24 protein-coding genes are annotated in these 22864 nt (G+C 63.8%); 11 read left to right on the forward strand and 13 right to left on the reverse strand.

The genetic code is table 11. The features are described 5' to 3' along the window. The first annotated feature begins 119 nt into the window (after positions 1-119). From NKH06_RS07635 to NKH06_RS07670, 8 genes are all read left to right on the forward strand, one after another. Positions 120-992 carry a carbohydrate ABC transporter permease gene (locus NKH06_RS07635; protein ID WP_013528414.1) on the forward strand — a complete coding sequence of 291 codons (873 nt, stop codon included), beginning with the start codon at positions 120-122 and terminating at the stop codon, positions 990-992. Positions 993-1003: 11 nt separating this feature from the next. Beyond that, entirely contained in the window at positions 1004-1828 is an 825-nt protein-coding gene (locus NKH06_RS07640) for a carbohydrate ABC transporter permease (protein ID WP_127382577.1), read from the forward strand. A 70-nt stretch (positions 1829-1898) separates the two neighbouring features. Beyond that, entirely contained in the window at positions 1899-2897 is a 999-nt protein-coding gene (locus NKH06_RS07645) for an ABC transporter ATP-binding protein (RefSeq protein ID WP_023810706.1), read from the forward strand. A 2-nt stretch (positions 2898-2899) separates the two neighbouring features. Next, entirely contained in the window at positions 2900-3670 is a 771-nt protein-coding gene (locus NKH06_RS07650) for an L-iditol 2-dehydrogenase (protein ID WP_128304237.1), read from the forward strand. Positions 3671-3816: 146 nt separating this feature from the next. Then, the gene (locus tag NKH06_RS07655; protein WP_352892642.1) at positions 3817-5295 is read left to right on the forward strand and encodes a mannitol dehydrogenase family protein; all 1479 of its coding nucleotides are present in this window, start codon (positions 3817-3819) and stop codon (positions 5293-5295) included. A 15-nt stretch (positions 5296-5310) separates the two neighbouring features. Then, complete coding sequence (locus NKH06_RS07660) at positions 5311-5994, forward strand: HAD family hydrolase (protein ID WP_023810708.1); 684 nt, start codon at positions 5311-5313, stop codon at positions 5992-5994. Continuing rightward, positions 5991-7577, forward strand: a complete 1587-nt coding sequence (locus tag NKH06_RS07665) for an FGGY-family carbohydrate kinase (protein ID WP_352751898.1) — start codon at positions 5991-5993, stop codon at positions 7575-7577. The genes NKH06_RS07660 and NKH06_RS07665 overlap by 4 nt, the downstream gene beginning before the upstream one ends. A 166-nt stretch (positions 7578-7743) precedes the next feature. Further along, positions 7744-9147, forward strand: a complete 1404-nt coding sequence (locus tag NKH06_RS07670) for an MATE family efflux transporter (protein ID WP_023810711.1) — start codon at positions 7744-7746, stop codon at positions 9145-9147. An 86-nt stretch (positions 9148-9233) separates the two neighbouring features. Here NKH06_RS07670 and NKH06_RS07675 read toward each other — a convergent pair whose 3' ends face one another. The 10 genes from NKH06_RS07675 to NKH06_RS07720 form a co-directional block, all read right to left on the reverse strand. Then, positions 9234-9815: a cupin domain-containing protein gene (locus tag NKH06_RS07675; RefSeq protein ID WP_023810712.1), complete on the reverse strand. Its 582-nt coding sequence runs from the start codon at positions 9813-9815 to the stop codon at positions 9234-9236. Position 9816: 1 nt separating this feature from the next. Then, positions 9817-11073, reverse strand: a complete 1257-nt coding sequence (locus NKH06_RS07680) for a cysteine desulfurase-like protein (protein ID WP_352672954.1) — start codon at positions 11071-11073, stop codon at positions 9817-9819. 71 nt (positions 11074-11144) lie between these two features. Next, positions 11145-11903, reverse strand: a complete 759-nt coding sequence (locus NKH06_RS07685) for a cyclase family protein (protein WP_023810714.1) — start codon at positions 11901-11903, stop codon at positions 11145-11147. A 2-nt stretch (positions 11904-11905) separates the two neighbouring features. Next, positions 11906-13084, reverse strand: a complete 1179-nt coding sequence (locus NKH06_RS07690; RefSeq protein WP_023810715.1) for an ABC transporter substrate-binding protein — start codon at positions 13082-13084, stop codon at positions 11906-11908. Further along, the gene (locus NKH06_RS07695) at positions 13081-14130 is read right to left on the reverse strand and encodes a branched-chain amino acid ABC transporter permease (RefSeq protein WP_352892643.1); all 1050 of its coding nucleotides are present in this window, start codon (positions 14128-14130) and stop codon (positions 13081-13083) included. The genes NKH06_RS07690 and NKH06_RS07695 overlap by 4 nt, the downstream gene beginning before the upstream one ends. Continuing rightward, positions 14127-15029, reverse strand: coding sequence for a branched-chain amino acid ABC transporter permease (locus NKH06_RS07700; protein ID WP_352892644.1), 903 nt, complete (start codon positions 15027-15029; stop codon positions 14127-14129). The genes NKH06_RS07695 and NKH06_RS07700 overlap by 4 nt, the downstream gene beginning before the upstream one ends. Next, complete coding sequence (locus tag NKH06_RS07705; RefSeq protein WP_352672957.1) at positions 15026-15757, reverse strand: ABC transporter ATP-binding protein; 732 nt, start codon at positions 15755-15757, stop codon at positions 15026-15028. Before NKH06_RS07705 ends, NKH06_RS07700 begins: the two co-directional genes overlap by 4 nt. Next, entirely contained in the window at positions 15744-16502 is a 759-nt protein-coding gene (locus tag NKH06_RS07710) for an ABC transporter ATP-binding protein (RefSeq protein ID WP_352892645.1), read from the reverse strand. The genes NKH06_RS07705 and NKH06_RS07710 overlap by 14 nt, the downstream gene beginning before the upstream one ends. Before the next feature lie 334 nt (positions 16503-16836). Continuing rightward, positions 16837-17295 (reverse strand): nuclear transport factor 2 family protein, encoded by a 459-nt coding sequence (locus NKH06_RS07715; protein WP_128304215.1) that lies wholly within the window; start codon positions 17293-17295, stop codon positions 16837-16839. A gap of 84 nt (positions 17296-17379) precedes the next feature. Continuing rightward, on the reverse strand, positions 17380-17739 hold the full coding sequence (locus tag NKH06_RS07720; protein ID WP_023810720.1) for a hypothetical protein: 360 nt from the start codon (positions 17737-17739) through the stop codon (positions 17380-17382). Positions 17740-17819: 80 nt separating this feature from the next. On the opposite strand from NKH06_RS07720, the gene NKH06_RS07725 reads away from it, so the two are divergent. From NKH06_RS07725 to NKH06_RS07735, 3 genes are all read left to right on the forward strand, one after another. Beyond that, positions 17820-18398, forward strand: a complete 579-nt coding sequence (locus tag NKH06_RS07725) for a TetR/AcrR family transcriptional regulator (RefSeq protein ID WP_127297537.1) — start codon at positions 17820-17822, stop codon at positions 18396-18398. Between the two features lie 44 nt (positions 18399-18442). After that, complete coding sequence (gene fabF / locus NKH06_RS07730; RefSeq protein ID WP_128304214.1) at positions 18443-19708, forward strand: beta-ketoacyl-ACP synthase II; 1266 nt, start codon at positions 18443-18445, stop codon at positions 19706-19708. Positions 19709-19814: 106 nt separating this feature from the next. After that, a complete protein-coding gene (locus NKH06_RS07735) occupies positions 19815-20630 on the forward strand; it encodes an oxidoreductase (RefSeq protein WP_128304236.1) in 816 nt (271 codons plus the stop codon). Positions 20631-20668: 38 nt separating this feature from the next. Here NKH06_RS07735 and NKH06_RS07740 read toward each other — a convergent pair whose 3' ends face one another. From NKH06_RS07740 to NKH06_RS07750, 3 genes are read right to left on the reverse strand one after another with little or no spacing between them, the layout of a single operon-like run. Further along, the gene (locus NKH06_RS07740) at positions 20669-21316 is read right to left on the reverse strand and encodes an amino acid ABC transporter permease (RefSeq protein WP_128304213.1); all 648 of its coding nucleotides are present in this window, start codon (positions 21314-21316) and stop codon (positions 20669-20671) included. Beyond that, the gene (locus tag NKH06_RS07745; protein WP_128304212.1) at positions 21313-21969 is read right to left on the reverse strand and encodes an amino acid ABC transporter permease; all 657 of its coding nucleotides are present in this window, start codon (positions 21967-21969) and stop codon (positions 21313-21315) included. Before NKH06_RS07745 ends, NKH06_RS07740 begins: the two co-directional genes overlap by 4 nt. 6 nt (positions 21970-21975) lie before the next feature. After that, the gene (locus NKH06_RS07750) at positions 21976-22782 is read right to left on the reverse strand and encodes a transporter substrate-binding domain-containing protein (protein WP_128304211.1); all 807 of its coding nucleotides are present in this window, start codon (positions 22780-22782) and stop codon (positions 21976-21978) included. Between the last annotated feature and the right edge of the window lie 82 nt (positions 22783-22864).

Genomic DNA, 22864 nt, shown 5'->3' on the forward strand with positions numbered 1-22864 from the left:
CCTCCCGGCGCCGAATGCCGGTCGCCTCCTGACCGGCAACGGCCGCCCGAATTCCCAGTTCGGGCGGCCGCCTTTAACGCCTTTTGAAAATTCCGTCTGACCAGTGAAGGGTGACCGTCATGGCTACTCAGCAGACCCGTTCGCTTGCCCGTTTCATGATGGCGCCATCCGTGGTGCTGCTGTTCGTCTGGATGATTGTGCCGCTGGTCATCACCATCTGGTTCTCCTTCCAGCAGTACAACCCGCTCAATCCGATCCGCGACGGCTTCGTCGGCTTCTCGAACTACGCGCTGTTCTATTCCAACCCGGCCTTCCTGCAATCGATCCTCAACACGCTCACCTTGGTGGTCAGCGTGCTCCTGATCACGGTGATCGGCGGCATCCTTCTGGCGCTGCTGATCGACCAGCCGATGTGGGGCCAGGGCATCGTGCGCATTCTCGTCATCTCACCGTTCTTCGTCATGCCGCCGGTGGCCGCACTGGTCTGGAAGAACATGATCATGCACCCGCAATACGGGGTGTTCGCCGATATAGCCCGCTTCTTCGGGGCCCAGCCGATCGACTGGTTCGGGCAGCATCCGATGCTGGCGATCATCATCATCGTCGCCTGGCAATGGCTGCCTTTCGCGACGCTCATTCTCTTGACCGCGTTGCAGTCGCTCGACGGTGAGCAGAAGGAAGCTGCCGAGATGGACGGCGCCGGCTTCATCAGCCGTTTCATCTATCTGACGCTGCCGCACATGTCGCGCGCCATCACGGTCGTCATCCTGATCCAGACGATCTTCCTCCTCTCCGTCTATGCCGAGATCCTCGTCACCACCAATGGCGGCCCGGGATACGCCTCCACCAACCTGCCCTTCCTCGTCTACCAGAAGGCGTTGCTGGAGTTCAAAATCGGCCAGGCATCCGCCGGCGGTGTGATCGCCGTCATTCTCGCCAACATCGTTGCCTTCTTCGCCATGCGCGCGGTCGGCAAGAACCTGGACAAGTAAGGGAGGCTACGATGGCACGCTCAGTCACCACCCAGCACAAGACGATTGCGACAGTTGCCGCCTGGATTGTCGCCCTGCTGATCTTCTTCCCGATCCTCTACACGATCATCACCTCGTTCAAGTCGGAGCAGGAAGCCATCCAGGGTTTCAGCATCATCCCGTCGGGAACGTTCGAGAGCTATGCCGAGGTTCAGGCGCAAAGCGGCTACTTCAAGTTCTTCTTCAACTCGGTGCTGCTCTCGGTCGGCTCGACCATCTTGGCCCTGCTGGTCGCCATACCGGCGGCATGGTCGATGGCCTTCTCGCCGACCAAGCGGACCAAGGACATCCTGATGTGGATGCTGTCCACCAAGATGATGCCCGCGGTCGCGGTGCTGTTCCCGATCTACCTGATCTTCCGCGACACAGGACTGCTCGACAGCCGCATCGGCCTGATGATCATGCTGATGCTGATCAACCTGCCGATCGTGGTGTGGATGCTCTACACTTACTTCCGCGAAATACCGGGCGAGATCCTGGAAGCGGCGCGCATGGACGGCGCATCGCTGTGGAACGAGATCATCTATGTGCTGACGCCGATGGCGGTGCCGGGCATCGCCTCGACGATGCTGCTCAACATCATCCTGGCCTGGAACGAGGCGTTCTGGACGATCCGGCTGACGACGACGGAAGCCGCACCGCTGACCGCCTTCATCAGCTCGTTCTCCAGCCCGCAAGGCCTGTTCTGGGCCAAGCTTTCGGCCGCCTCGACACTGGCCATCGCGCCGATCCTGATCATGGGCTGGTTCAGCCAGAAGCAGCTGGTGCGCGGCCTGACATTTGGTGCGGTCAAATAGTTGGTGGTGCGGTGAAGTAACGGAATTGCCCGAAGCAATCGGCAGAAATAACCCCTCGGGGGAGGAAATCATGGGAAACATCACGCTCAAGAACGTCTCCAAATCCTTCGGAGCGACGTCCATCATCCCCGGTCTCGACCTGGTGATCGAGAATGGCGAGTTCGTCGTCTTCGTCGGCCCGTCGGGTTGCGGCAAGTCAACGCTGCTGCGGCTGATCGCCGGGCTCGAGGACACCAGCGGCGGCTCCATCAACATCGACGGCCGCGACGTCACCGGCGAGGCACCGGCCAAGCGCAAGCTGGCCATGGTGTTCCAGTCCTACGCGCTCTATCCGCACATGACGGTGGCCAAGAACATCGGCTTTCCGCTGAAGATGGCCGGTGAGGACAAGGCGACCATCGACAAGAAGGTGGGAGACGCGGCGCGCGTGCTCAACTTGACCAACTATCTCGAACGCCGGCCCGGCCAGCTTTCCGGCGGCCAGCGCCAACGCGTCGCCATCGGCCGCGCCATCGTGCGTCAGCCGACCGCCTTCCTGTTCGACGAACCGCTGTCCAACCTCGATGCGGCACTGCGCGGCACCATGCGGCTGGAGATCAGCGAGTTGCACCATCAGCTCAAGACCACCATGATCTACGTCACCCACGATCAGGTCGAAGCCATGACCATGGCCGACAAGATCGTCGTGCTGAACGCCGGCAACATCGAGCAGGTCGGCTCGCCGATGGAGCTCTACAAGACGCCGAAGAACCTGTTCGTCGCCGGCTTCATCGGCTCGCCGAAGATGAACCTGATAGAAGGCGCGCCGGCTGCCAAAAACGGCGCCAAGACCATCGGCATCCGTCCCGAGCATCTGGAGATCTCGACCACGGCGGGCGAATGGAAAGCCACTGTCGGCGTCGCCGAACATCTCGGCTCCGACACCTTCCTGCACGTCCAGTCCGATGGCGTCGGTCCGCTGACAGTGCGCGCCGACGGCGAACTCGCCGTCCGTCACGGCGACACCATCTATCTGACAGCGGACAAGGCCAAGCTGCACCGCTTCGGCGCCGACGGAAAGGCGATGTGAGCATGAGACTGGCCGGCAAATCCGCGCTGATCACGGGTTCGGCCCGCGGCATCGGCAGAGCCTTCGCCGAAGCCTATGCCGGCGAAGGCGCAACCGTCGCCATCGCCGACATCAATCTCGAGGCGGCGCAGAAGACAGCCGCCGAGATCGGCGGCAAGGCCTATGCGGTCAAGCTCGACGTCACCGACCTCGCCTCGATCGAAGCGGCGGTGAAAGCCGTCGAGACGAAGACCGGTGGCCTGGATATCCTGATCAACAACGCCGCCCTGTTCGACCTGGCGCCGATCGTCGAGATCACCAAGGCAAGCTACGACAAATTGTTTTCCGTCAATGTCGCCGGCACGCTGTTCATGCTGCAGGCTGCCGCCCGCTCGATGATCGCCGCTGGCCGGGGCGGCAGGATCATCAACATGGCGAGCCAGGCCGGACGCCGCGGCGAGGCGCTGGTCGGCGTCTACTGCGCCACCAAGGCCGCCGTCATCTCGCTGACCCAGTCGGCGGGGCTCGACCTCATCAAGCACCGCATCAACGTCAACGCGATTGCCCCTGGCGTGGTCGACGGCGAGCACTGGGATCACGTCGATTCGCTGTTCGCCAAATATGAAAACCGGCCGAGGGGCGAGAAGAAGAAACTGGTCGGCGAGGCGGTGCCCTATGGCCGCATGGGCACGGCGCAGGACCTTACCGGCATGGCGGTTTTTCTCGCCAGCGCCGACGCCGAATACGTCGTCGCCCAGACCTACAATGTCGACGGCGGCCAGTGGATGAGTTGAGGGCGGGGGACGGCCCCTGCTCCTCGTACCTCCGCGAGGAGCAGAGGCCGACATCAGCGGGCGCGTAGCAAGTGCCACCCCTTATCCTCTCCCCGACCGGGAGAGGAGCGTAACGAAGGCCGAAATCCGGCCAAAGGGTAAAACAGATGACCGTGAAACTCTCGTCCTCAAACCTCTCCAAGCTGCCCACTGAGGTCGCCGGTCCGAAGTATGACCGCGCAACATTGAAGGCCGGCATCGTGCATTTCGGCGTTGGCAATTTTCACCGCTCGCATCAGGCCGTCTATCTCGACGATTTGTTCAATGCGGGCATCGGCCATGACTGGGCTCTGATCGGCGCCGGCGTGTTCGACGGTGAAAAGATCGGTCGCGGCAAACTGGAAGAGCAGGATTGGCTGACCACCGTGGTCGAGCAGGACAGCGGCCATATGAGCGCACGCGTCACCGGCGCCATGATCGACTTCCTGATGCCCGGCGATGCGGCCGGCATCATCGAACAGCTGGCCGACCCGGCCATCAAGATCGTTTCGCTGACCATCACCGAAGGCGGCTATTTCATCGACCCGGCCTCCGGCGTGTTCAACCCGACCCATCCCGACATCGTCGCCGATGCGCAGCCCGGCGCGACGCCGAAGACGGTGTTCGGCATCATCCTTGCCGGGCTGGTGCGCCGCCGCGACGAGGGTACCGTGCCGTTCACGGTGATGTCGTGCGACAACATCCCCCACAACGGCCATGTCACCTCGGACGGGGTCATCGGCCTGGCCCGTTTGATCGACGAGGATCTGGCGAACTGGGCCAGCGAGCATGTCGCCTTTCCGAACGGCATGGTCGATCGCATCACGCCGGCGACCACCGATCGCGAACGCGGCATTCTCGCCAAGGATTTTGGCCTTGAGGACAACTGGCCGGTGTTCTGCGAGCCGTTCCGGCAGTGGGTGCTGGAGGACCATTTCACCGGCGGCCGGCCGCCACTGGAAAAGGTCGGCGTGCAGTTCGTCAAAGACGTTGCGCCCTACGAATTGATGAAGATCCGCATCCTCAATGGCGGCCACGCCACCATCGCTTATCCGGCCGGGCTGATGGACATCCATTTCGTCCATGAGGCGATGCAGGAGCCGCTGGTGAGCGGGTTTCTGGCCAAGCTCGAACGGGACGAAATCATCCCGACCGTGCCGCCGGTGCCGGACACGGTCCTGGAAGACTATTACCAGCTCATCGAGAGCCGCTTCTCCAATCCCAAGATCGGCGACACGGTGCGCCGGCTCTGCCTCGACGGCTCCAACCGCCAGCCGAAATTCATCATCCCGACCATCGCCGACCGGCTGAAGGCCGGGAAAAGCGTCGCCGGCCTGGCGCTGGAATCAGCGCTCTGGTGCCGCTATTGCTTCGGTACGACCGACAGCGGTGCCGTCATCGAGCCCAACGATCCGAGCTGGGACCGGCTGCAAGCGACGGCAAAGGCGGCAAAGGATGCTCCCGCCGCCTGGCTCGCCATGGAGGACATCTATGGCGATGTCGGCCGCGCGACGGCGTTTGTCGAGGCCTTTGCCCATGCGCTCAACGTGCTGTGGGCGAATGGCGCGCGCGCGACGCTGACGCGCTACCTCGCCGGCAAGCTCTGAGAGCCATTCTCCATCATGACGCCTGAGCTGGTCATCTTCGACTGCGATGGCGTGCTGGTCGACAGCGAGGCGCTCTCCGTCTCGGCGCTGCTTGGCATGGTCAAACTTGCCGGCGGCAGCGTCAGTGAGGACGCCGCCTACGAGCATTTCCTCGGCAAGAGCATGAAAAGCGTGCGCGAGATCCTCGGCCGCGACTTCGGGCTCGATATCACCGACCTGCACCTGACCGAGATGCGCGTCGAATTGATGCGCAAATTCCGCGAGGAGCTGAAGCCGATCGCCGGCGTCAGGAAGATGCTGCCCAAGCTTGGGCTGCCGTACTGTGTCGCGTCCTCAGGCACGCTCGACCGCATCCGCTACGCGCTCGACGTCACCGGATTGCTTGGGCTGATGGAGCCGCATCTGTTCAGTGCCACCATGGTGGCCAAGGGAAAGCCGGCGCCGGATCTGTTCCTGCATGCCGCCGCCAGCATGCGGGCCCATCCGCGCAAATGCCTCGTCATCGAGGACAGCCCGGCCGGCATCGCTGCTGCGCGGGCGGCAGGGATGCGCGTGCTCGCCTTCACCGGCGGATCGCATGCCGGCAATCCCGCCTTGAAAGCGCGGCTTGCGTCGAGTGAACCGGACTTTATATTCGCTGACATGCTGCAATTGCCCGATCTGATTGCAGGCTTGGGAGCGAGAGACAGAGCATCTTGACGAAACAGTTCGTTTGCGCGGTCGATGTCGGCACCGGGAGCGCTCGCGCGGGCATTCTCGACACCAGTGGCACCTTGCTCGGCCGCGCCGAGCGGCCGATCGCCATGAACCAGCCGAAGCCCGATCACGCCGAGCATGATTCGCGCGATATCTGGTCGGCCGTCTGCACCGCCGTGCGCGCTGCCCGCGAAAAAGCCGGCGTCGAGCCTGAGGACATTGTCGGCATCTCCTTCGATGCCACCTGTTCGCTGGTGGTGCGCGACCGGCAAGGCAGCCAGCTCAGCGTCTCGGTCACGGGCGACAAGCGCTGGGACACCGTCGTCTGGCTCGACCACCGCGCCATCGCCGAGGCCGACGAATGCACGGCAAGCGGCCACGCCGTGCTGAATTACATCGGCGGCGTCATGTCGCCGGAAATGGCGACGCCGAAACTGATGTGGCTGAAGCGCAATTTGCCGGGCACGTGGAATGAAGCCGGCTATTTATTCGACCTGACCGATTTCCTGACCTGGCAAGCGACGGGTTCGCTGGCCCGCTCGCAATGCACGCTGACCGCCAAATGGACCTATCTGGCGCATGAGGAGACAGGCTGGCGGCGCGACTTCTTCGAGCTCGTCGGCCTCGGCGATCTTTTCGAGCACGGCAGCCTGCCGGAAAAGGCCAGTCCCGTCGGCGCCGATATCGGTCGATTGACGGCGCAAGCGGCGGCCGAGCTTGGGCTGAGCGAGAAATGCCGGGTGGGCTCCGGCGTCATCGATGCCTATGCCGGCGCGCTTGGCGTGCTCGGCGGCTTTGCCGGCGACGAACAGGACATCGGCCGGCATTTGGCGCTGATCGCCGGCACGTCGAGCTGCGTCATGGCGATGTCACCGGATCCGCAGCCTTTCGCCGGCGTCTGGGGGCCGTATTACGGCGCGGCGCTGCCCAGGCTGTGGCTGTCGGAAGGCGGCCAGTCGGCGACCGGCGCCCTGCTCGACCACATCATCCGCTGGCACGGCGCCGGCGGCGAGCCGGATGCCGCCATGCATGCGAAGATCGCCAGGCGTGTCGCCGAGCTGCGCGCCATCGAGGGCGACAGCCTCGCCGCAAGGCTGCATGTGCTGCCCGACTTTCATGGCAACCGCTCACCGCTCGCCGATCCGCATGCCGTCGGCGTCGTCAGCGGGCTGACGCTGGATTCCTCCTTCGACAGCCTGTGCAAGCTCTATTGGCGCACCGCCGTCGGCATCGCGCTCGGCGTGCGCCACGTGCTGGAGGCACTGAACGAGAACGGCTATCTGATCGACACGCTGCACGTCACCGGCGGCCACACCAAGAACCCGCTGCTGATGGAACTCTACGCCGACGCCACCGGCTGCACGGTGATCGAGCCGCTGGCCGACGAGGCGGTGCTGCTCGGCACCGGCATGATCGCCGCCACCGCTGCCGGGCTGTTTCCCGACCTCAACGCCGCCTGTCTTGCCATGCAGCAAGGCGGCAGGACGCGCCCGTCGAACCCGAAATCATCAGGGCGTTTCGAGCGCGACTACAAGGTTTTCCTCGAGATGCACCGCCAGCGCCGGATGCTGGACGCGATCCGCTAGAGCATCGGGCCGGTCGCTGGCTCAATCCGTTCCCGTCCCTCCTCTCTTGCCTTCATGTCGCGTTTCGTCCAGAAGCTGACGCAAACGCGGCGAAACCGAAGGTTTTGCCGTTTGACATGCGGCTTCCGGCTCTGGCCGACGTGCCGTAGCTGGAAAGAGCGGAACAATGTCTGCGATCGAAGCCGGCGCTCGCGCGCCGGAAAATCTTTGGCGTCAGGAAATCAGGGCGACGCTGGCGCTCGCCTGGCCGATGGTGCTGACCAATCTCGGCCAGACCGCGATGACGGCCACCGACGTCATGATGATGGGTCGTCTGGGCCCGGATACGCTGGCCAGCGGCGCGCTTGGCGCCAACCTTTATTTCATGCCGCTGATCTTCGGCCTCGGCCTGATGCTGGCGACCTCGCCGATGATCGCTACCGAGCTCGGCCGCCGCCGCTATTCGGTGCGCGACCTGCGCCGCACCGTGCGCCAGGGCCTGTGGCTGGCGATCCTGATCTCGATCCCGATCTGGCTCGTGCTTTGGCACGGCGAGGGCATTCTATTGGCCATGGGCCAGGACCCGGTTCTGGCCCATCAGGCCGGCATCTATCTGCGCTGGCTCGAATGGGCGGTGCTGCCCTTCTACTTCTATATCGTGCTGCGCTCGTTCATCTCGGCGCTGGAACGGCCGGGCTGGGCGCTGGTCATCGTCTTCGTCGCCGTCGCCTGCAACGTCTTCTTCAACTGGGTGTTCATGTTCGGCAATCTCGGCGTGCCGGCAATGGGCATTGCCGGGTCGGGCCTTGCCACCTCGCTGTCCTCAGCGCTGATGTTCATCGGCATGGCTGCCGTGGTGATGCTGGAGAAGAAGTTCCGCCGCTACCGTCTGTTCGGCCGTTTCTGGCGCGCCGACTGGCCGCGCTTCAAGGGCCTGTTGCGGCTCGGCCTGCCGATTGCCGGCATCCTCGCCTTCGAGGTGACGATCTTCAATGCGGCGGCCCTGCTGATGGGCCTGATCGACGCGGATTCCCTGGCCGCGCACGCGATCGCCATCCAGATCGCCTCGATCTCCTTCATGGTGCCGCTCGGCCTCAACCAGGCGGTGACGGTGCGCGTCGGCCTTGCGCACGGCGCCGGCAATCCGGAAGGCGTCTCGCGCGCCGGCTGGACCGCCTTTGTCATCGGCGTCTCGTTCATGGCGCTGATGGGGCTGGTGATGATCCTGTGGCCGCATCCGCTGATCAGCGCCTTCATCGATCTGGGCAATCCGGCCAATGCCAGGGTGATCGAACTTGCCGTGTCGTTCCTGGTCTTCGCGGCGCTGTTCCAGGTCTTCGACGGCGCCCAGGCGGTGGCCGCCGGCATGCTGCGCGGCCTGCATGACACCAAGGTGCCGATGATCTATGCCGCGATCGGCTATTGGGGCGTCGGCCTGCCGCTCGGCGTGCTGCTCGCCTTCCATTTCGGCCTGCATGGCGTCGGCATCTGGATCGGCCTGTCGACGGGGCTGGCCGTGGTGGCCGCGCTGCTGCTGGCGCGCTGGCTGCGGCGCGACCGGTTGGCGCCGCCGCTCGCGTTCGGGCATTGAAACAGAACGGCCGATGGCCCGGCGGCTGTTGTCCTGTGGGCGTTGGCTCATTGAACAACGCCTTCACAACTCCGCGATAGAGGCGGTCAGAATGTCGGCGGCGTGTTGACCCAGAGGATACGGACCGTGGTCGAACCGATATTGCGGTAGCCGTGGCCGAGTTCGGAGTTGAAATAAAACGCGTCGCCTGCCTCGAGCGCCACCACGTTCGTCTCGACCAGCAACTCGACGGAACCTTCGAGCACGTAGCCGAATTCCTGTCCCTTGTGGCTGATCAACTCGAGGCTGCCGCCGCCGGCCTCGATCACGTGGACATTGATCTGCAGCAGATATTCCGGACCGGATGGCACCAATTGCTCGAGCACGACATGGTTGCCCGAGCGCCGATGTCCCGTCTCCATGTGCGGACGCTCGTTTTGCCGCAACACGAACACTTCCGAGGCATTGTGCTGCAGCGTGCCGAACATAGCGTTCATGTTGATGCCCAGCGCCTGCACCAGCCGGTGCAGAGCCGCCATCGAGGGCGTCGCGCGGTCGTTTTCGATCTTCGAGAGATAACCCTCTGTCAGCCCGATGCGGGCGCCGAGCTCTTCCAGGCTGAGGCCAAGCACCTGTCTGGCATGGCGCAGCTTGACGCCGATCCTCGGGGTTCCGTTTCTGTCGCGCATGTCAGGTCCGCGTCTTCATCCAGTCCGCCAGCTTCGCCAACAGAAAATCGACTTCCGCCTCGGTGTTATAATGGGCCAGCCCGATGCGGACGACGCCGTTGCGGTCCGCAAGCCCCAGCCGCTTGATTGGCTCCAAACCGTAATTGTGGCCATGCCAGAGATAGATGCCTTCCTTTGCCATCGCCTTGGCGATATCGGCGGGATCGGTTCCGTCAACGGTGATCGACACGGTAGGCACCCGGCGCGCCAGCGCCGCCACATCGGTTATACCCTGGACCAAGACGCCATCAATTCTGGACAATCCGGCAATCAGCCGTGCTGTCAGGACACGCTCATAACGGTCGGCGACTTCAATGCCGGCGACGATGCGCTCGCGCCGCGTCGCCTGCGGGTGGACGTTGCCGAAGGACTGTCCGAGCCAGGCATAGTGCTCGACGGCGCCAAGCACCCCGGCAAGCGCCTCGCGGCTTGTCGTCCCCGTCTCGAATTTTCCAGGTGGCGTGTTCGAAGCCGCGCGCACCTTGTAGGCGGTCAGCGCCTGCAGCAGATCGAACCGGCCCCACAACACCCCGTGATGCGGTCCGAAAAATTTGTAGGCCGAGCAAACCAGGAAATCACAGCCAATCTCCTGGACGTCGATCACTCCATGCGGCGCGAACTGCACCGCGTCGATATAGCTCAGCGCCCCGACCGCGCGTGCGCGCTGCGCGATCCGCTTCACGTCGTTGATCGTGCCGGTAACGTTGCTGGCATAGCCGAGGGCGACCAGCTTGACCTCCTCGTCGATAGTGGCCTCCAGCGTCGACAGGTCGAGTTCGAACGTTTTTGGATCGAGGTCGATCCAGCGTACCTCAAGCCCGCGATCCTCCGCCAGCATCAGCCAGGGTGCGACGTTGGCGTCATGATCCATGCGCGTCAACACGATGGCGTCGCCGGCTTTCAGATCGCGGCCGATGGCGCGCGAGACGGCGAAAGTCAGCGTCGTCATGTTCTGGCCGAACACCACCTCACGCCGGTCCGCGGCATTGAAGAAATCGGCCATCGCCTGATGCGCGTCGTCGACCATCGCCTGGGCCGCGAGTGAGGTTTCGAAATAGCCACCAAGATTGGCGTTGGTCTCGATCATGGCACGCGTCATGCGCTCGATCGAACGGCTCGCCATCTGGGTTCCCGCGGGATTGTCGAAGAAAATCCGCTTCTTCGGCTCGGCACCTCTCGCCATCGCCGGAAAAGCATCGCGGACTGTGTCTATATCCATGTCTGAATTCCGTGTGTCTGGTGATCGTTGTGTGGCGGCCCCTAGACGCCGCCAGCTGCGGTTTCACGCGTTCAGCCGGCCGCTTCATGGATGGCGACAGCGCGAGCCGGGAAGCCGGATCCGGCCTTTGGCTTTGGCCAGCTTGCCATTATCAACGCGCCGGCGTCAGGCACCTTGTCGAGATTGGCCAGGAGCTCGATCTGCCAGCAGTCGCGGGACAGCACATAGTATTCCAGGCTTGCGTCACCCGCGGAAGTGGCGCGGCCGGGATCGGTGTCCATGCCCTCGTGCCCGATCGCAGCGACACCGCGGCGTTCCAAAAGTTCCTCCAGCACCGGCTTCGACCAGCCCGGCGCATGCGAGATACCGTCGGCCGACTTGTTCTGAAACGCCACGGGGTCTGGCCAGCGCGGCCACCACCCGGTGCGAAGCGCGACAAAACACTTTTCCGGGATACGGCCGTTCCGTGTCTCCCAGGCGGAAATGTCGTCGAGCGTCGGCGTCGCGTCGGGATCGGCGGCGACCCTGTCGCTGATGTCGAGGATGACCAACGGCAGAAGCATCTCCGCCACCGACAGTTGGTCGATCGAGCGGCCGCCGTCGATGAAGTGCACCGGCGGATCGACATGGGTGCCCCACTGTCCGACGAAGGCGTAGTGGTGGACCTGGAAGGCGTCGCCCTTCGAAAAATCGAGCAACGCACGGCGCTCCTCGTCCGGGAAGGCCGGGAAGTGCGGCTGGCCCGGATGAAACGCATGCGTCAGGTCGGTGAAGGTCGCGGCGGAGAGCCGCGACCTGTAGATGTCCCAAAGGGAACCCGGAGTGGACAAGATCACGGCTCCGCGACGAAGGTCGGTGCCGCTTCACTTGCAAGGACAAGCTTGCCGTCCTTGACACCGATGACCGAGACCGATTTGTCCGGCACCGAAATGCCCGGGCGGTAGGTGATCGTTCCGGTCACGCCGTCGAGCCCGGACGTAGCGGCCAGCGCGTCACGGATCTTGGCCGGATCCGGCGCACCGGCACGCTTGATCGCGTCGGTCATCAGCTTGACCGAATCGTAGCCGAGCGCAGCGAACGCGTTCTCCGGGGCATTGCCGGCCGACTTGGTGTAGGCGTCGATGAAGGCCTGCACCTTCGGGGTGGCGCCCTCACCGATATAGGCATGGGTGGTGAAGTAGGTGTCCTTGGCCGCGTCGCCGCCGACCTGGATCAGCAAGGGCGTGTCGTAACCGTCGCCGCCGACCACCGGCAGGTTGATGCCGGCCTGGCGCATCTGCTTCAAGATCAGGCCGATTTCCTCGGCATTCGACGAGGCATAGACGAAGTCGGGCTGCGGTGACAGCGCCTTCAGTTTGGCGATCTGCGCGGTAAAGGTCTTGTCGCCGATCTTGTAGGTGTCGCGCTCCAAGATCTTGCCCCCGCCATGCTCGTAGGCGGTGACGAAGTAGTCCGACAGCAGCGTTGTGTATTCGGTGCCGATGTCGGTCAGCAGGTAGGCGGTCTTGCCGTTCAGCTTGTTCAGCGCAAATTCCGCGCCAACCGCAGCCTGAACGTTGTCGCCGAAGGCGGCGAGGAAGATCTCGTTGCCGAGCTGGCTCGGCAATTTCGGCGAGGTCGCGCCGGGCGTGATGAACGGGATCTGCGCCTTCTGGACCTGCGGTCCGATGGCCAGCACCGAATCGGAATCGGCGAAGCCGATGATGCCGACGACCTTGTCGCTGTCGATCAACTGGCTGGCGACGGTCGAGATCGTCGTCGAATCGCTCTTGGAGTCGTAGATCACCAGTTCTATCTGTTGGCCGAGCACGCCGCCGGCGGCGTTGATTTCGCTTGCCGCCAGCTTGGCGCCATTCAGCATCGGACCGTCGAGCGAGGCCTGAATGCCGGTCAGGTTTGCCGGATAGCCGATCTTGATCGTGTCGGCAGCAAGTGCCGTGCTGGCCGAGGCAAGCGCGAAGAATGCGCCCAGTCCTAGGCCGATGGTGTCGCGTCGAGTGAGTTTGATCATCGTTTTCGTTCCTCTGTCTGGTTCACCGTTGCCGATCTTTGGGTTAATCCGAACGTAAGTTCCCGGTCCCCCATGATCCCCTTCGGCCGGAAGATCATGACTAGAATGAAGATGAAGCCAAGCACGATCTGGCTGGCGCCAAACAGGGCCGGCACCGCGAAATCGCCGATCGTGAAGCCGCGTTCGACCGAGCGCAGGACCTCCGACAACAGCGAAACGCAGATGACGCCAACCACCGCGCCGGTCAGGGAGCCCATGCCGCCTAGCACCAGCATTGTGATCAGGCTCATGGTCAGCGCGAAGTAAAAGGTGTTCGGCGAAAACGAGCCGAGATAATGTGCGTAGAGCGACCCGCCGACGCCTGAGAAGAACGCGCCGATGACGAAGGCGATCAGTCTGGTCCGCAACACGCCGATGCCGACAGCGCTGGCCGCGATTGTGTCGTCGCGCACCGCCTTCATGGCGCGCCCGAAAGGCGAATAGACCAGGCGCGCCAGAACGAACACCGTGATGGCGAGCCAACCCATCACCCAGGGCAACGTCGTCTCCAGCGGCACACCGGTGAAAGTGCGGGCGCCTCGGGTGAAATCCGACGCATTGATCAGCACCACGTTGACGATAATCAAGAATCCCATCGTCGCCACCGAAACGAAATAGCCCGACAGGCGCATCAAGGGATAACCGACGACCACGGCAAGCAGCGCCGTCAGAAGACCTGCCACCAGCGTCGCCGGCAGGAAGGGGAGGCTGAAAGCATGCAGAAACGCCGGCAGATGCGGCAGCAGTGCCATCTTCTGCTGTACGGGAATCGACAGTATTCCCGATATATACGCGCCGGCGCCGATGAAGCCGACATGACCGAGCGAAAACACGCCCATAAAACCGTTGCTCAGCGACAGCGCCAGCACCAGGATTGCATTCAGCGCGATCAGCAGGATAATCCGGACGAAATAGTCGCTCAGCACGTGCGGCGCACCGAAAGCGACAGCTGCTCCCGCCACCAGGGCGACGAGGACGAGGAGTGTGATCCGCGCTTCCCGGCTCACAGCTTTATCTCCCGGTTTGGCTGGAGCAGCCCGCCCGGGCGCACCAGGAGAAAGGCGATCAGCACGGCAAAGACGATTGCGTCGCGATAGGACGAGACGCTGCTCGGCAGGAATGCGACGATGAAGATCTCCAGCGCGCCCAATATGTAGCCGCCCACCAGGGCGCCCGCGATCGACCCGAAGCCGCCGATGATCGCCGCCACGAAAGCCTTCAGGAGCGGCGTGAAGCCCATCTGCGGCTGCACCACGCCGGCCTGTGCCGCCCACAAAATGCCGGCAAGGCCGGCATAGGCGGATGCGACGATGAAGGCGACGACGATCAGCCGGTTGACGTTGAGTCCGACAAGGTGTGCCGCCGACATGTCCTCGGCTGCGGCGCGCATGCCGAGCCCGGTCGTGGTGCGCGTGATGAACCAGCCGAGGAGCAGCAGCGACACGAAGGTCAGCGCGATGGTCAGGAGATTGATGCTGGTGAAGGTGATGGCGCCGTTCGACATTTCCCAGGAGGTGTTGAGAATATCGGGGAGTGGAAAATTGCGCGGCGAGGAGGTGAACACCAGGATTCCGACGTTCTCGATGATGTAGGTGACGGCGAGGCTGGTGAGCAGTCGCGCAACGTCGGGCGCGTCGCGGATCGGACGATAGGCGATGCGTTCGATGAGGAAGCCCGCGACGGCCGCCGCGGCGATGCCGCAGATCACGGCGACAGGGAACGGAACGCCGATCCCCGCCAGCAGAGCTACCCCGAATGCGCCTACCATCATTACGTCGCCATGCGCGAAATTGGTGAGCTTGAGGACGCCGAAGACGATCGACAGGCCGACCGCCACCAGCGCGTAGAGGCTGCCGAGGCTCACCGCGTTGACGATCTGCTGCAGGATATAGTCCAGCTGGGTCATGTTGCCGCCCCGAGATATGCCTGCGCCACGCGTTCGCTGTCGCGCAGTTCCGCGGACCGGCCCGACAGCGCCACCTGACCCGTGCGCAGCACATAGGCACGGTCGGCGAGGTCCAGCGCGAGCGTGATGTTCTGTTCCACCAGCAGCATCGTCATGCCCTGGCGCTTCAGTTCGGCAAGCGCGCTGAAGATGTGGCGCACCAGCAGCGGCGCAACGCCGAGCGAAGGCTCGTCGAGCAGCAGCAGGCGCGGCGCCGCCATCAGCGCGCGCGCCAGAGCAAGCTGCTGCTGTTCGCCGCCCGACAGCGTGCCGGCCAGTTGCTTCAGCCGCTGCTTGAGAATCGGGAACAGCATGAACATGCGCTCGCTATCTCTGACGACGGCCTCCTTGTCGGTGCGGGTGCAGGCGCCGAGCCGCAGATTGTCGGCCACCGTCAGGCCGCCGAACAGGCGCCTGCCCTCCGGGCTCTGCGCGATGCCCAGAGTTACGATGCGCGACGGAGCGATACCTCCGATCGGCTTGCCATCGAAGATGATCTTGCCGCCGCGCGGCCGCGACAGGCCGGAAATGGTGCGCAAGGTCGTGCTCTTGCCGGCGCCGTTGGCCCCCACCAACGCCACCACCTCGCCGGCATGGACGTCGAGCGAAATGCCCTTCAGCGCACGCACCGCGCCGAAATTGACCTCGAGGTTCTCGACGCTGAGCAGAACGGGGCTAGGCGTGGCCAAGATACGCCTCCCGCACTTTCGGGTGTTCGCGTACCTGCTCCGGTGTTCCGACGCAGATCACCTCGCCGGTCGCCAGCACCTGGATGCGTTCGCACAGCGCCATGATCAGGTCCATGTCGTGCTCGACAACGACCACCGTTACGCCGTAGCGGTCACGGATCGTCCGAATCAGCGCCGCCAACACCTTGGTCTCGTTGGAATCAAGCCCGGCTGCGGGCTCATCGAGCAGCAGCAACTGCGGGCCGGTCGCCAACGCACGCGCAATCTCCAGCCGCCGCTGATCGCCGTAGGGAAGATCCGCGGCGACCCTGCCGGCCTGATCTGTCAGGCCCATGAGGTCGAGGAGTTCGTCGGCCTGCTGCCGCGTCGCGGCCACCCGCTCGCGATAGCGCTGACCGCGCAGCACGGTATCGGTGGGCCCGACAGGATGGCGCAGCTGCGCCGCCGTCAGCACGTTCTGTGCGACGCTGAGGCTGCCGAATAGGCGAGAACCCTGGAAGGTGCGGGCGATGCCCATCGCGACGATCTGCGATGTGCGCAGGCCGACGATCGAACGGCCCTCCATCTCGATGCTACCGGAATTCGGCTGGGAGAAGCCGGTGATCAGGTTGAAAAGCGTGCTCTTGCCCGAGCCATTCGGCCCGATTACCCCAACGATTTCACCTTCGTGCAGCTCGATGGAATGATCCCGCAGGGCAACCAGCCCTCGAAAGGCTTTTGTCAGCCCAACCGTCTTCAACAGCACTCGACTCGACTGTCTATCCACGCGCCGGTTTGCCCCTGTCCGCCCTCGCCGCCCCGTTCGGCCCGGTCAAGCATCAAATGGACAATTCGAACGGCAAGATGTCAAGGCCTATTCCTAGCAGGAAAGCTATATGCCTGCCTCGGCTCGACCGTTGCCGCGACAGCACCGGCATCGATGCAGCGCTGCGCTCCCGCACTGGGTTTCCTGGCTTGCAGTCCAGCGCCGGCGCTCGCTTCCCGACCCTCCGCGCATACTGCGCAGGCGGAAGGCACGCGACGAAAAAGATCAGCGCGACCGGCCCTTAAACCTTGGCCGTCCTCGGACCGCGCTTCAGCTAGCTTGTTATCTGTTCGGCGACAGCTTCTTCGAGGCCGGCTGCGGCCTGGGCGGCGAGACCGCGCGCCGCCGCCTGTGAATCGTAAAACTCCTCGAGCGCATGAACCCTGCCCCACCGTAGCGTGAACACGTGGAGACCATGGTTGACGTAGGACGTATCGCCGTTGAGCAGGGTTGCGGTGCCATCCCACTGGGCAAACACGGTGGTATGCCACGGCCAGCCCTTCACCCAGACGTGGTTGACCGTGAGATGGAGAGTGGGCAGAACACGGCCGAGGCGCTCGAACCACCGGCGCAGGGCTTGCTTGTCGTGGCGCTCCCCACCAAGCGCGTGGGCGCCACCAACCCGGTGATGGACATGCGGCGCGATGGCCTTCACCGCCGCGTCCCAGCGATGGTTGTTGACGTCGTCGAAGCTCTGCCGGATCGATTTCTCGACAAAATAGCTGTAAAGCATGTGACCTCTCCAGGCTCATTGGGATGGCGTGATCGGACGCGAGAGCCCCGGCCAGCATCGCGCGGCCGCGGCCTGCGCGCCAGGTCAGGGCGTTGTCGCATCGGCTCGCAGGGATGTGCCGGTCCCGGTCGAGACCGTCACTTCCTTACCGGACCTTGAGAACGCGTAGAGCGAGCCCGGGTGGCCCGGTATGGAAAACGCCACGGCGTCACTGTTGGCGAGGCCCATGACGAACCGCAGCGGATCACCCCCGGTCTTCGGTGCGAAAGTGGCGGTGACCTCAAGCAGGTCGCCGCGCGGAACGTAGTAGGCCACCATGTCCAGGTGTCCCTGGTGCAGGCTGCCACCTTCGATCGGGCGTCCGATGGTGGCTTCCTCGGCGAGAGCCGGGGTTGCAAGAAACAGCGCCGCCAGGAGCGAGGCGCTCAGGGTTTTGCGGATCATCTCATTTGTCCTTTTTTAGATTGCGTTCACCCTCTATATAGGGTATAGATTACGAATGCAATCTAAAAAAGGAGATGACGATGCGTGTGAGTCGCACTCAGGCCGCGGAAAACCGCGAGACCGTGATCAATGTGGCAAGCCGGCTTTTTCGGGAGCGCGGCTTTGACGGCATCGGCCTCAAGGATCTGATGAAGGGTGCCGGGCTGACCCAGGGTGCCTTTTACAAGCAATTCGAGTCGAAGGACGATCTGGCGGCGCTGGCGTCCAGGCGGGCGATGGAAAGCGCCACCCACAAATGGTCGGCCGCGACCGCAGCACATCCTGGGAACCCGCTCGACGGGGTGATCTCATTCTACCTCAGCATGGACCATCGCAGGGAAAAGATGGACGGCTGCCCGGTCGTTGCGCTCGGTTCGGATGCAGCCAGGCAGGGTGCCGAGGTGAAGGCGTCATTCGAAGACGGCATCAAGGCGTACCTTGAGATGCTCGGCGGTTGGGTTGGCGAGGGCGACAGCGAAAAGAGCGGAAAAAAGGCAATGGCCGTTCTCTCGACGATGGTCGGCGCGGTCGTGCTCTCGCGGGTCGTCAACGATCCCGACCTTGCGCGGGCTTTTCTGGATGCGGCGGCCGATCAGGTTCGCGAAGCAGTCGCCACTTGAACGGCGCGAGCAGCGCCGCCGGCACACCAAGGACAGGAGAGCAGATGCAACGGATTGTCGTCACGGGCATGGGAGCGGTCACGCCCCTGGCCGCCAATGTCGAAGCGTCCTGGTCACGCCTGCTTGCCGGCCGGTCCGGCGTTCGCAGGCTTCCGGACGATGTGGTGGGAGAGCTGCCGGTTAAGATTGGCGGCGTGGTTCCCTCCCTGGGCGAAGATCCGGAGGCTGGTTTCGATGCCGATGCCGTCCTGTCCGCGAAGGATCAGCGCAAGGTGGACCGGTTCATTCTGTTTGCGTTGGCGGCGGCGGAAGAGGCGCTTGCGCAGGCGCAATGGAAGCCTGCCCTGGAAACGGAGCGTCTGCGCACGGCCACGATCATCGCTTCAGGAGTCGGCGGGTTCCCCGCCATCACCGAGGCGGTGCGCACGGTGGACCTGCGTGGCGCCCGCCGCCTGTCTCCCTTTACGGTGCCGTCCTTCCTGGTGAACCTCGCGGCGGGCCACATCTCGATCCGTCATGGTTTCAAAGGTCCACTCGGCGCACCGGTGACGGCATGCGCGGCGGGCATCCAGGCGATCGGCGACGCCGCCCGCCTGATCCGCGCCAACGAAGCCGACATCGCCGTGTGCGGCGGAACGGAAGCGTGCATCAACACCGTCAGTCTCGGCGGGTTCGCCGCGGCTCGCTCTCTTTCAACCGGCTTTAATTGGGCGCCGGCTCAAGCCTCGCGCCCTTTCGACACATCGCGGGACGGCTTCGTCATGGGCGAAGGGGCCGGCGTGCTGGTCATCGAGGCGTTGGACCACGCGTTGGCGCGCGGCGCAAAGCCGCTGGCTGAGTTCGTCGGCTACGGCACGACCGCGGATGCCCACCACGTCACCTCCGGGCCGGAGGACGGCGACGGCGCGCGCCGGGCCATGCAGATCGCGATTGCCCAGGCAGGGATTTCGCCACGCGAGGTTCGTCATCTCAATGCGCATGCGACCTCCACGTCAGTCGGCGACCTGGGTGAGATCGAAGCGATCAAGAGCGTGTTCGGGCGCGATTTCGCGATAGCTGTCAGTGCGACGAAATCGGCGACCGGACATTTGCTCGGAGCGGCCGGCGGGCTTGGTGCGATCTTCGCAATCCTGGCGCTCAGGGATCAGGTCGCTCCGCCAACCCTCAACTTGGGCGAGGCCGATCCGGCCGGCGACGGAATCGACTTCGTCGCAAACGCGCCCCGGCCGATGGAGATGGAGTACGCGATCTCCAATGGCTTCGGCTTTGGCGGCGTGAATGCCAGCGCCCTGTTCAGACGCTGGAACTAACCTGTGGCCAGACGCGAGCGCCAGACGCAGTCATGACCAACGCCCTTTGCCCCGGCCCCTCATGCTTTTCCCAATCCAATCCAACGCAAAGAAGGATATGATTTCCATGAACAAGACCAATCCTGGCGTCGCCCTGGTGACAGGGGCATCTTCCGGCATCGGGCGCGCTACCGCCGACGCCTTGCTGGGCGCCGGCTTTCGCGTCTTCGGAACCAGCCGTCGCACGGCCTCCCAGCAATCCGCCGGCGTGACCATGCTGACCTGCGACGTGACCGACGACGCGTCCGTTGCGACAATGGTCGATGACGTTCTGGCCAAGGCCGGACGCATCGACCTGCTTGTCAACAATGCCGGTATGGGCCTGTTTGGCGGCGCGGAGGAGTCCTCGACCGCCCAGGCCAAGGCGCTGTTCGACGTGAACGTCTTCGGCGTCTTGCGCGTGACCAACGCGGTGCTGCCGGCAATGCGAAGCCAAGGGAAGGGCAGAATCGTGAATTTGAGTTCGGTGCAGGGGTTCATCCCCGCTCCCTATTTCGCGCTTTACTCAGCGACCAAACATGCCATCGAGGGGTATTCCGAGTCGCTCGATCACGAATTGCGCCCGTTCGGCATCCGCGTTTCGCTGGTGGAGCCCGCCTATACCCGAACGGCATTCGAGGACAATCTTGCCGCCCCCGACCGGTCGCTCGAAATCTACGACTCCGCGCGCGCCGGGATGACTGTATCCGTGCGGAAATCGATGGAGAAAGGCGATGCGCCCGAAGTGGTCGCCAACACCGTTTTGGCCGCGGCGACAGATCCCGCGCCGAAGAAGCGCTATGCGGCGGGAAAAATGGCGCGCCAGGTCAGTTTCCTGCGCCGTTTCGTCCCCGCGTCCGCATTCGACAAGAGCCTGCGCAAGCAGCTTGGGCTGCCGGCCTGAAATCGAGCGCTAACCGCAAGGACATCTGCCTTGGCGCGTCAGCGGGCAGCCGCCTGTTTCTCGAGCCTGCGGGCGTATTGCGTCAGCGGAAAGCACATGACGAAGAAGATCAGAGCCACCAGCCCGTAGACCTTGAACGGTTCGAAGGTCGCATTGTTGATGGCATTGGAGGTCCGCACCAGTTCCTCGAAGCCGATGATCGAGGTCAGCGCGGTCGATTTGATCAGCTGAACCAGGAAGCCGACGGTGGGTGCGCGGGTGATCGAAAAGGCCTGCGGCAGGATGATCAGCCTCAGCTCCTGCAGATAGTGCAGGCCAAGGCTGGCGCCGGCGTCCCATTGGCCGAGGGGTAGCGCCGCGACGCCCGAGCGCCAGATCTCGGCGAGATAGGCGCTGGCGAAGAAGGTGAGGCCGAGCGCCGCCGCCGTCCACGGTTCGATGCGCAGGCCGAGCATCGGCAGGCCGAAGAACATCAGGAACAGCTGCATCAAGAGCGGCGTTCCCTGGAACAGGGCGATGTAGCCGGAAGCAACACGCCTGCTCCACTTGTTCTTGGCGATCCTGAAGAACAGCACGACCAGGCCGACGATGCCGCCGCCGATGAAGGCGGCCAGCGATAGCAGCACCGTCCAGCGGGCGGCGAGCAGCAGGTTGCGTACGATGTCCCAGAAGGTGAACTCGATCATGACACGCCGGCTCCGAGCGCACGGCGTCCGCCTGACACCAGCAGCCGGCGCAAGGCCATCGACAGAGCGAGATAGACCAGCGTCACGACGAAATAGGTCTCGAAAGAGCGGAAGGTGCGCGCCTGCAGCATATCGGCCTCGTAGGTCAGTTCACGCACGGCGATCTGCGACACCACGGCCGACTCCAGCATCATGATGACGATCTGGCTGGTGAGCGCGGGATAGATGATCTTGAGTGCCTGCGGCAGCACGATCTTGACGAACACCTGGCGTGGCCGCAGCCCAAGTGCGAGCGCTGCTTCCGTCTGTCCGCCGGGCACGGCGTCAAGCCCGGCGCCGACGATCTCGATCGTGTAGGCCGCCATGTTGAGCGTCATCGCCAGCATGGCGGCCAGGATCGGATCGAGCCGGATGCCCAGGCTGGGCAGGCCGAAGAAGATGAAGAACAGCTGCACCAGGAACGGCGTGTTGCGCATCACCTCGACATAACAGGCGATTGCCCGCTTGAGCAGAACCGGGCCGTTTCGTCGCCCCGCGGCACCCAGGATGCTGAGGGCCGTTCCCACCAGCGTGGTCACGGCGATCAACAGAATCGTCGTGAGCGCACCGTGCGCGATGTCGCCGACAGCACCTGGAAGCCAGGCAAAGGCCACGGAAACTCAATCCTTGAGGTTTTCGGGATTGAGCGGCGTCTTCAGCCAGGTTTTCGAGCTTTCGTCCAGCTTGCCGTCGGCCAGCATCTTGGCGATGGCATCGTTGACGGCCTTCTTCAGGCCGTCCTCATTCTTGTTGAGGCCGATATGCGAAGGCGAGGTCAGAAGCTGGAACTTCTGCTCGGGCTTCAGCGCGTCCTGCTTGGCCAGCACCTGCGCGCCGACATCGTTGCCGACGACCATCAACTGCGTCTGGCCGGAGATGAAGGCCTGGATCACGGAATTGTAGTTGTCGAAGCGCTTGATGTCGGCCGACGCCGGTGCTGCCTCGGTGAGCGAGGTGTCCTCGAGCGTGCCACGATTGACGGCGATCGACTTGTCGGCGAGGTCTTCCTTGCCCTTGACCGCAAGTGCCGCCGGACCGATCACGGCGATGTAGTAGGGCGCATAGGCAGCGGCGAAATCGATGACCTGTTCGCGTTCCTTCGAGTAGCCGACGCTCATCAGGATGTCTACGCGCTTGTCGTTCAGATACGGGATGCGGTTCTGGCCGGTGACGGCGATGGGGTTGAGCTTCACCTTGAGCGTATCGGCAATGTATTGCGCGACATCCATGTCATAGCCCTTGAGGCTCATATCGGCGCTGGCCGAGGAGAAGGGCGGAAAGTCGGCGAAGACGCCTACATTGATGGTGCCGGCCTTGGTGATGTCCGCCAGCGCATCGGCGCTTGCGGCTTGTGTGGCGAGGCCGAAGCCGGCCGTGCCGAGCATCAGCACGGCGGCGATGGAGGCAAATGTCTTTCGGATTGTCATTGTCATTCCCCTGTCTGGAAGCTTTGTTTGTTGGGAGTCGACCGCCGGCTCCAGCGCGGCGGCCGCCTTTGCTTTCTGAACG

Origin of the sequence: Mesorhizobium sp. M1342 (assembly GCF_040317955.1) — a bacterium.
Taxonomy (GTDB): domain Bacteria; phylum Pseudomonadota; class Alphaproteobacteria; order Rhizobiales; family Rhizobiaceae; genus Mesorhizobium.

Bases quoted from the DNA above. Each gene is read 5' to 3' on its own strand.
- NKH06_RS07690 (WP_023810715.1), bottom strand. From the start codon at position 13,084: ATGATCAAACTCACTCGACGCGACACCATCGGCCTAGGACTGGGCGCA.
- NKH06_RS07715 (WP_128304215.1), bottom strand. From the start codon at position 17,295: ATGCTTTACAGCTATTTTGTCGAGAAATCGATCCGGCAGAGCTTCGAC.
- NKH06_RS07740 (WP_128304213.1), bottom strand. From the start codon at position 21,316: ATGATCGAGTTCACCTTCTGGGACATCGTACGCAACCTGCTGCTCGCC.
- NKH06_RS07680 (WP_352672954.1), bottom strand. From the start codon at position 11,073: ATGGATATAGACACAGTCCGCGATGCTTTTCCGGCGATGGCGAGAGGT.
- NKH06_RS07670 (WP_023810711.1), top strand. From the start codon at position 7,744: ATGTCTGCGATCGAAGCCGGCGCTCGCGCGCCGGAAAATCTTTGGCGT.
- NKH06_RS07700 (WP_352892644.1), bottom strand. From the start codon at position 15,029: ATGACCCAGCTGGACTATATCCTGCAGCAGATCGTCAACGCGGTGAGC.
- NKH06_RS07645 (WP_023810706.1), top strand. From the start codon at position 1,899: ATGGGAAACATCACGCTCAAGAACGTCTCCAAATCCTTCGGAGCGACG.
- NKH06_RS07720 (WP_023810720.1), bottom strand. From the start codon at position 17,739: ATGATCCGCAAAACCCTGAGCGCCTCGCTCCTGGCGGCGCTGTTTCTT.
- NKH06_RS07660 (WP_023810708.1), top strand. From the start codon at position 5,311: ATGACGCCTGAGCTGGTCATCTTCGACTGCGATGGCGTGCTGGTCGAC.
- NKH06_RS07725 (WP_127297537.1), top strand. From the start codon at position 17,820: ATGCGTGTGAGTCGCACTCAGGCCGCGGAAAACCGCGAGACCGTGATC.
- NKH06_RS07635 (WP_013528414.1), top strand. From the start codon at position 120: ATGGCTACTCAGCAGACCCGTTCGCTTGCCCGTTTCATGATGGCGCCA.
- NKH06_RS07650 (WP_128304237.1), top strand. From the start codon at position 2,900: ATGAGACTGGCCGGCAAATCCGCGCTGATCACGGGTTCGGCCCGCGGC.
- NKH06_RS07655 (WP_352892642.1), top strand. From the start codon at position 3,817: ATGACCGTGAAACTCTCGTCCTCAAACCTCTCCAAGCTGCCCACTGAG.
- NKH06_RS07735 (WP_128304236.1), top strand. From the start codon at position 19,815: ATGAACAAGACCAATCCTGGCGTCGCCCTGGTGACAGGGGCATCTTCC.
- NKH06_RS07640 (WP_127382577.1), top strand. From the start codon at position 1,004: ATGGCACGCTCAGTCACCACCCAGCACAAGACGATTGCGACAGTTGCC.
- NKH06_RS07675 (WP_023810712.1), bottom strand. From the start codon at position 9,815: ATGCGCGACAGAAACGGAACCCCGAGGATCGGCGTCAAGCTGCGCCAT.
- NKH06_RS07750 (WP_128304211.1), bottom strand. From the start codon at position 22,782: ATGACAATCCGAAAGACATTTGCCTCCATCGCCGCCGTGCTGATGCTC.
- fabF (WP_128304214.1), top strand. From the start codon at position 18,443: ATGCAACGGATTGTCGTCACGGGCATGGGAGCGGTCACGCCCCTGGCC.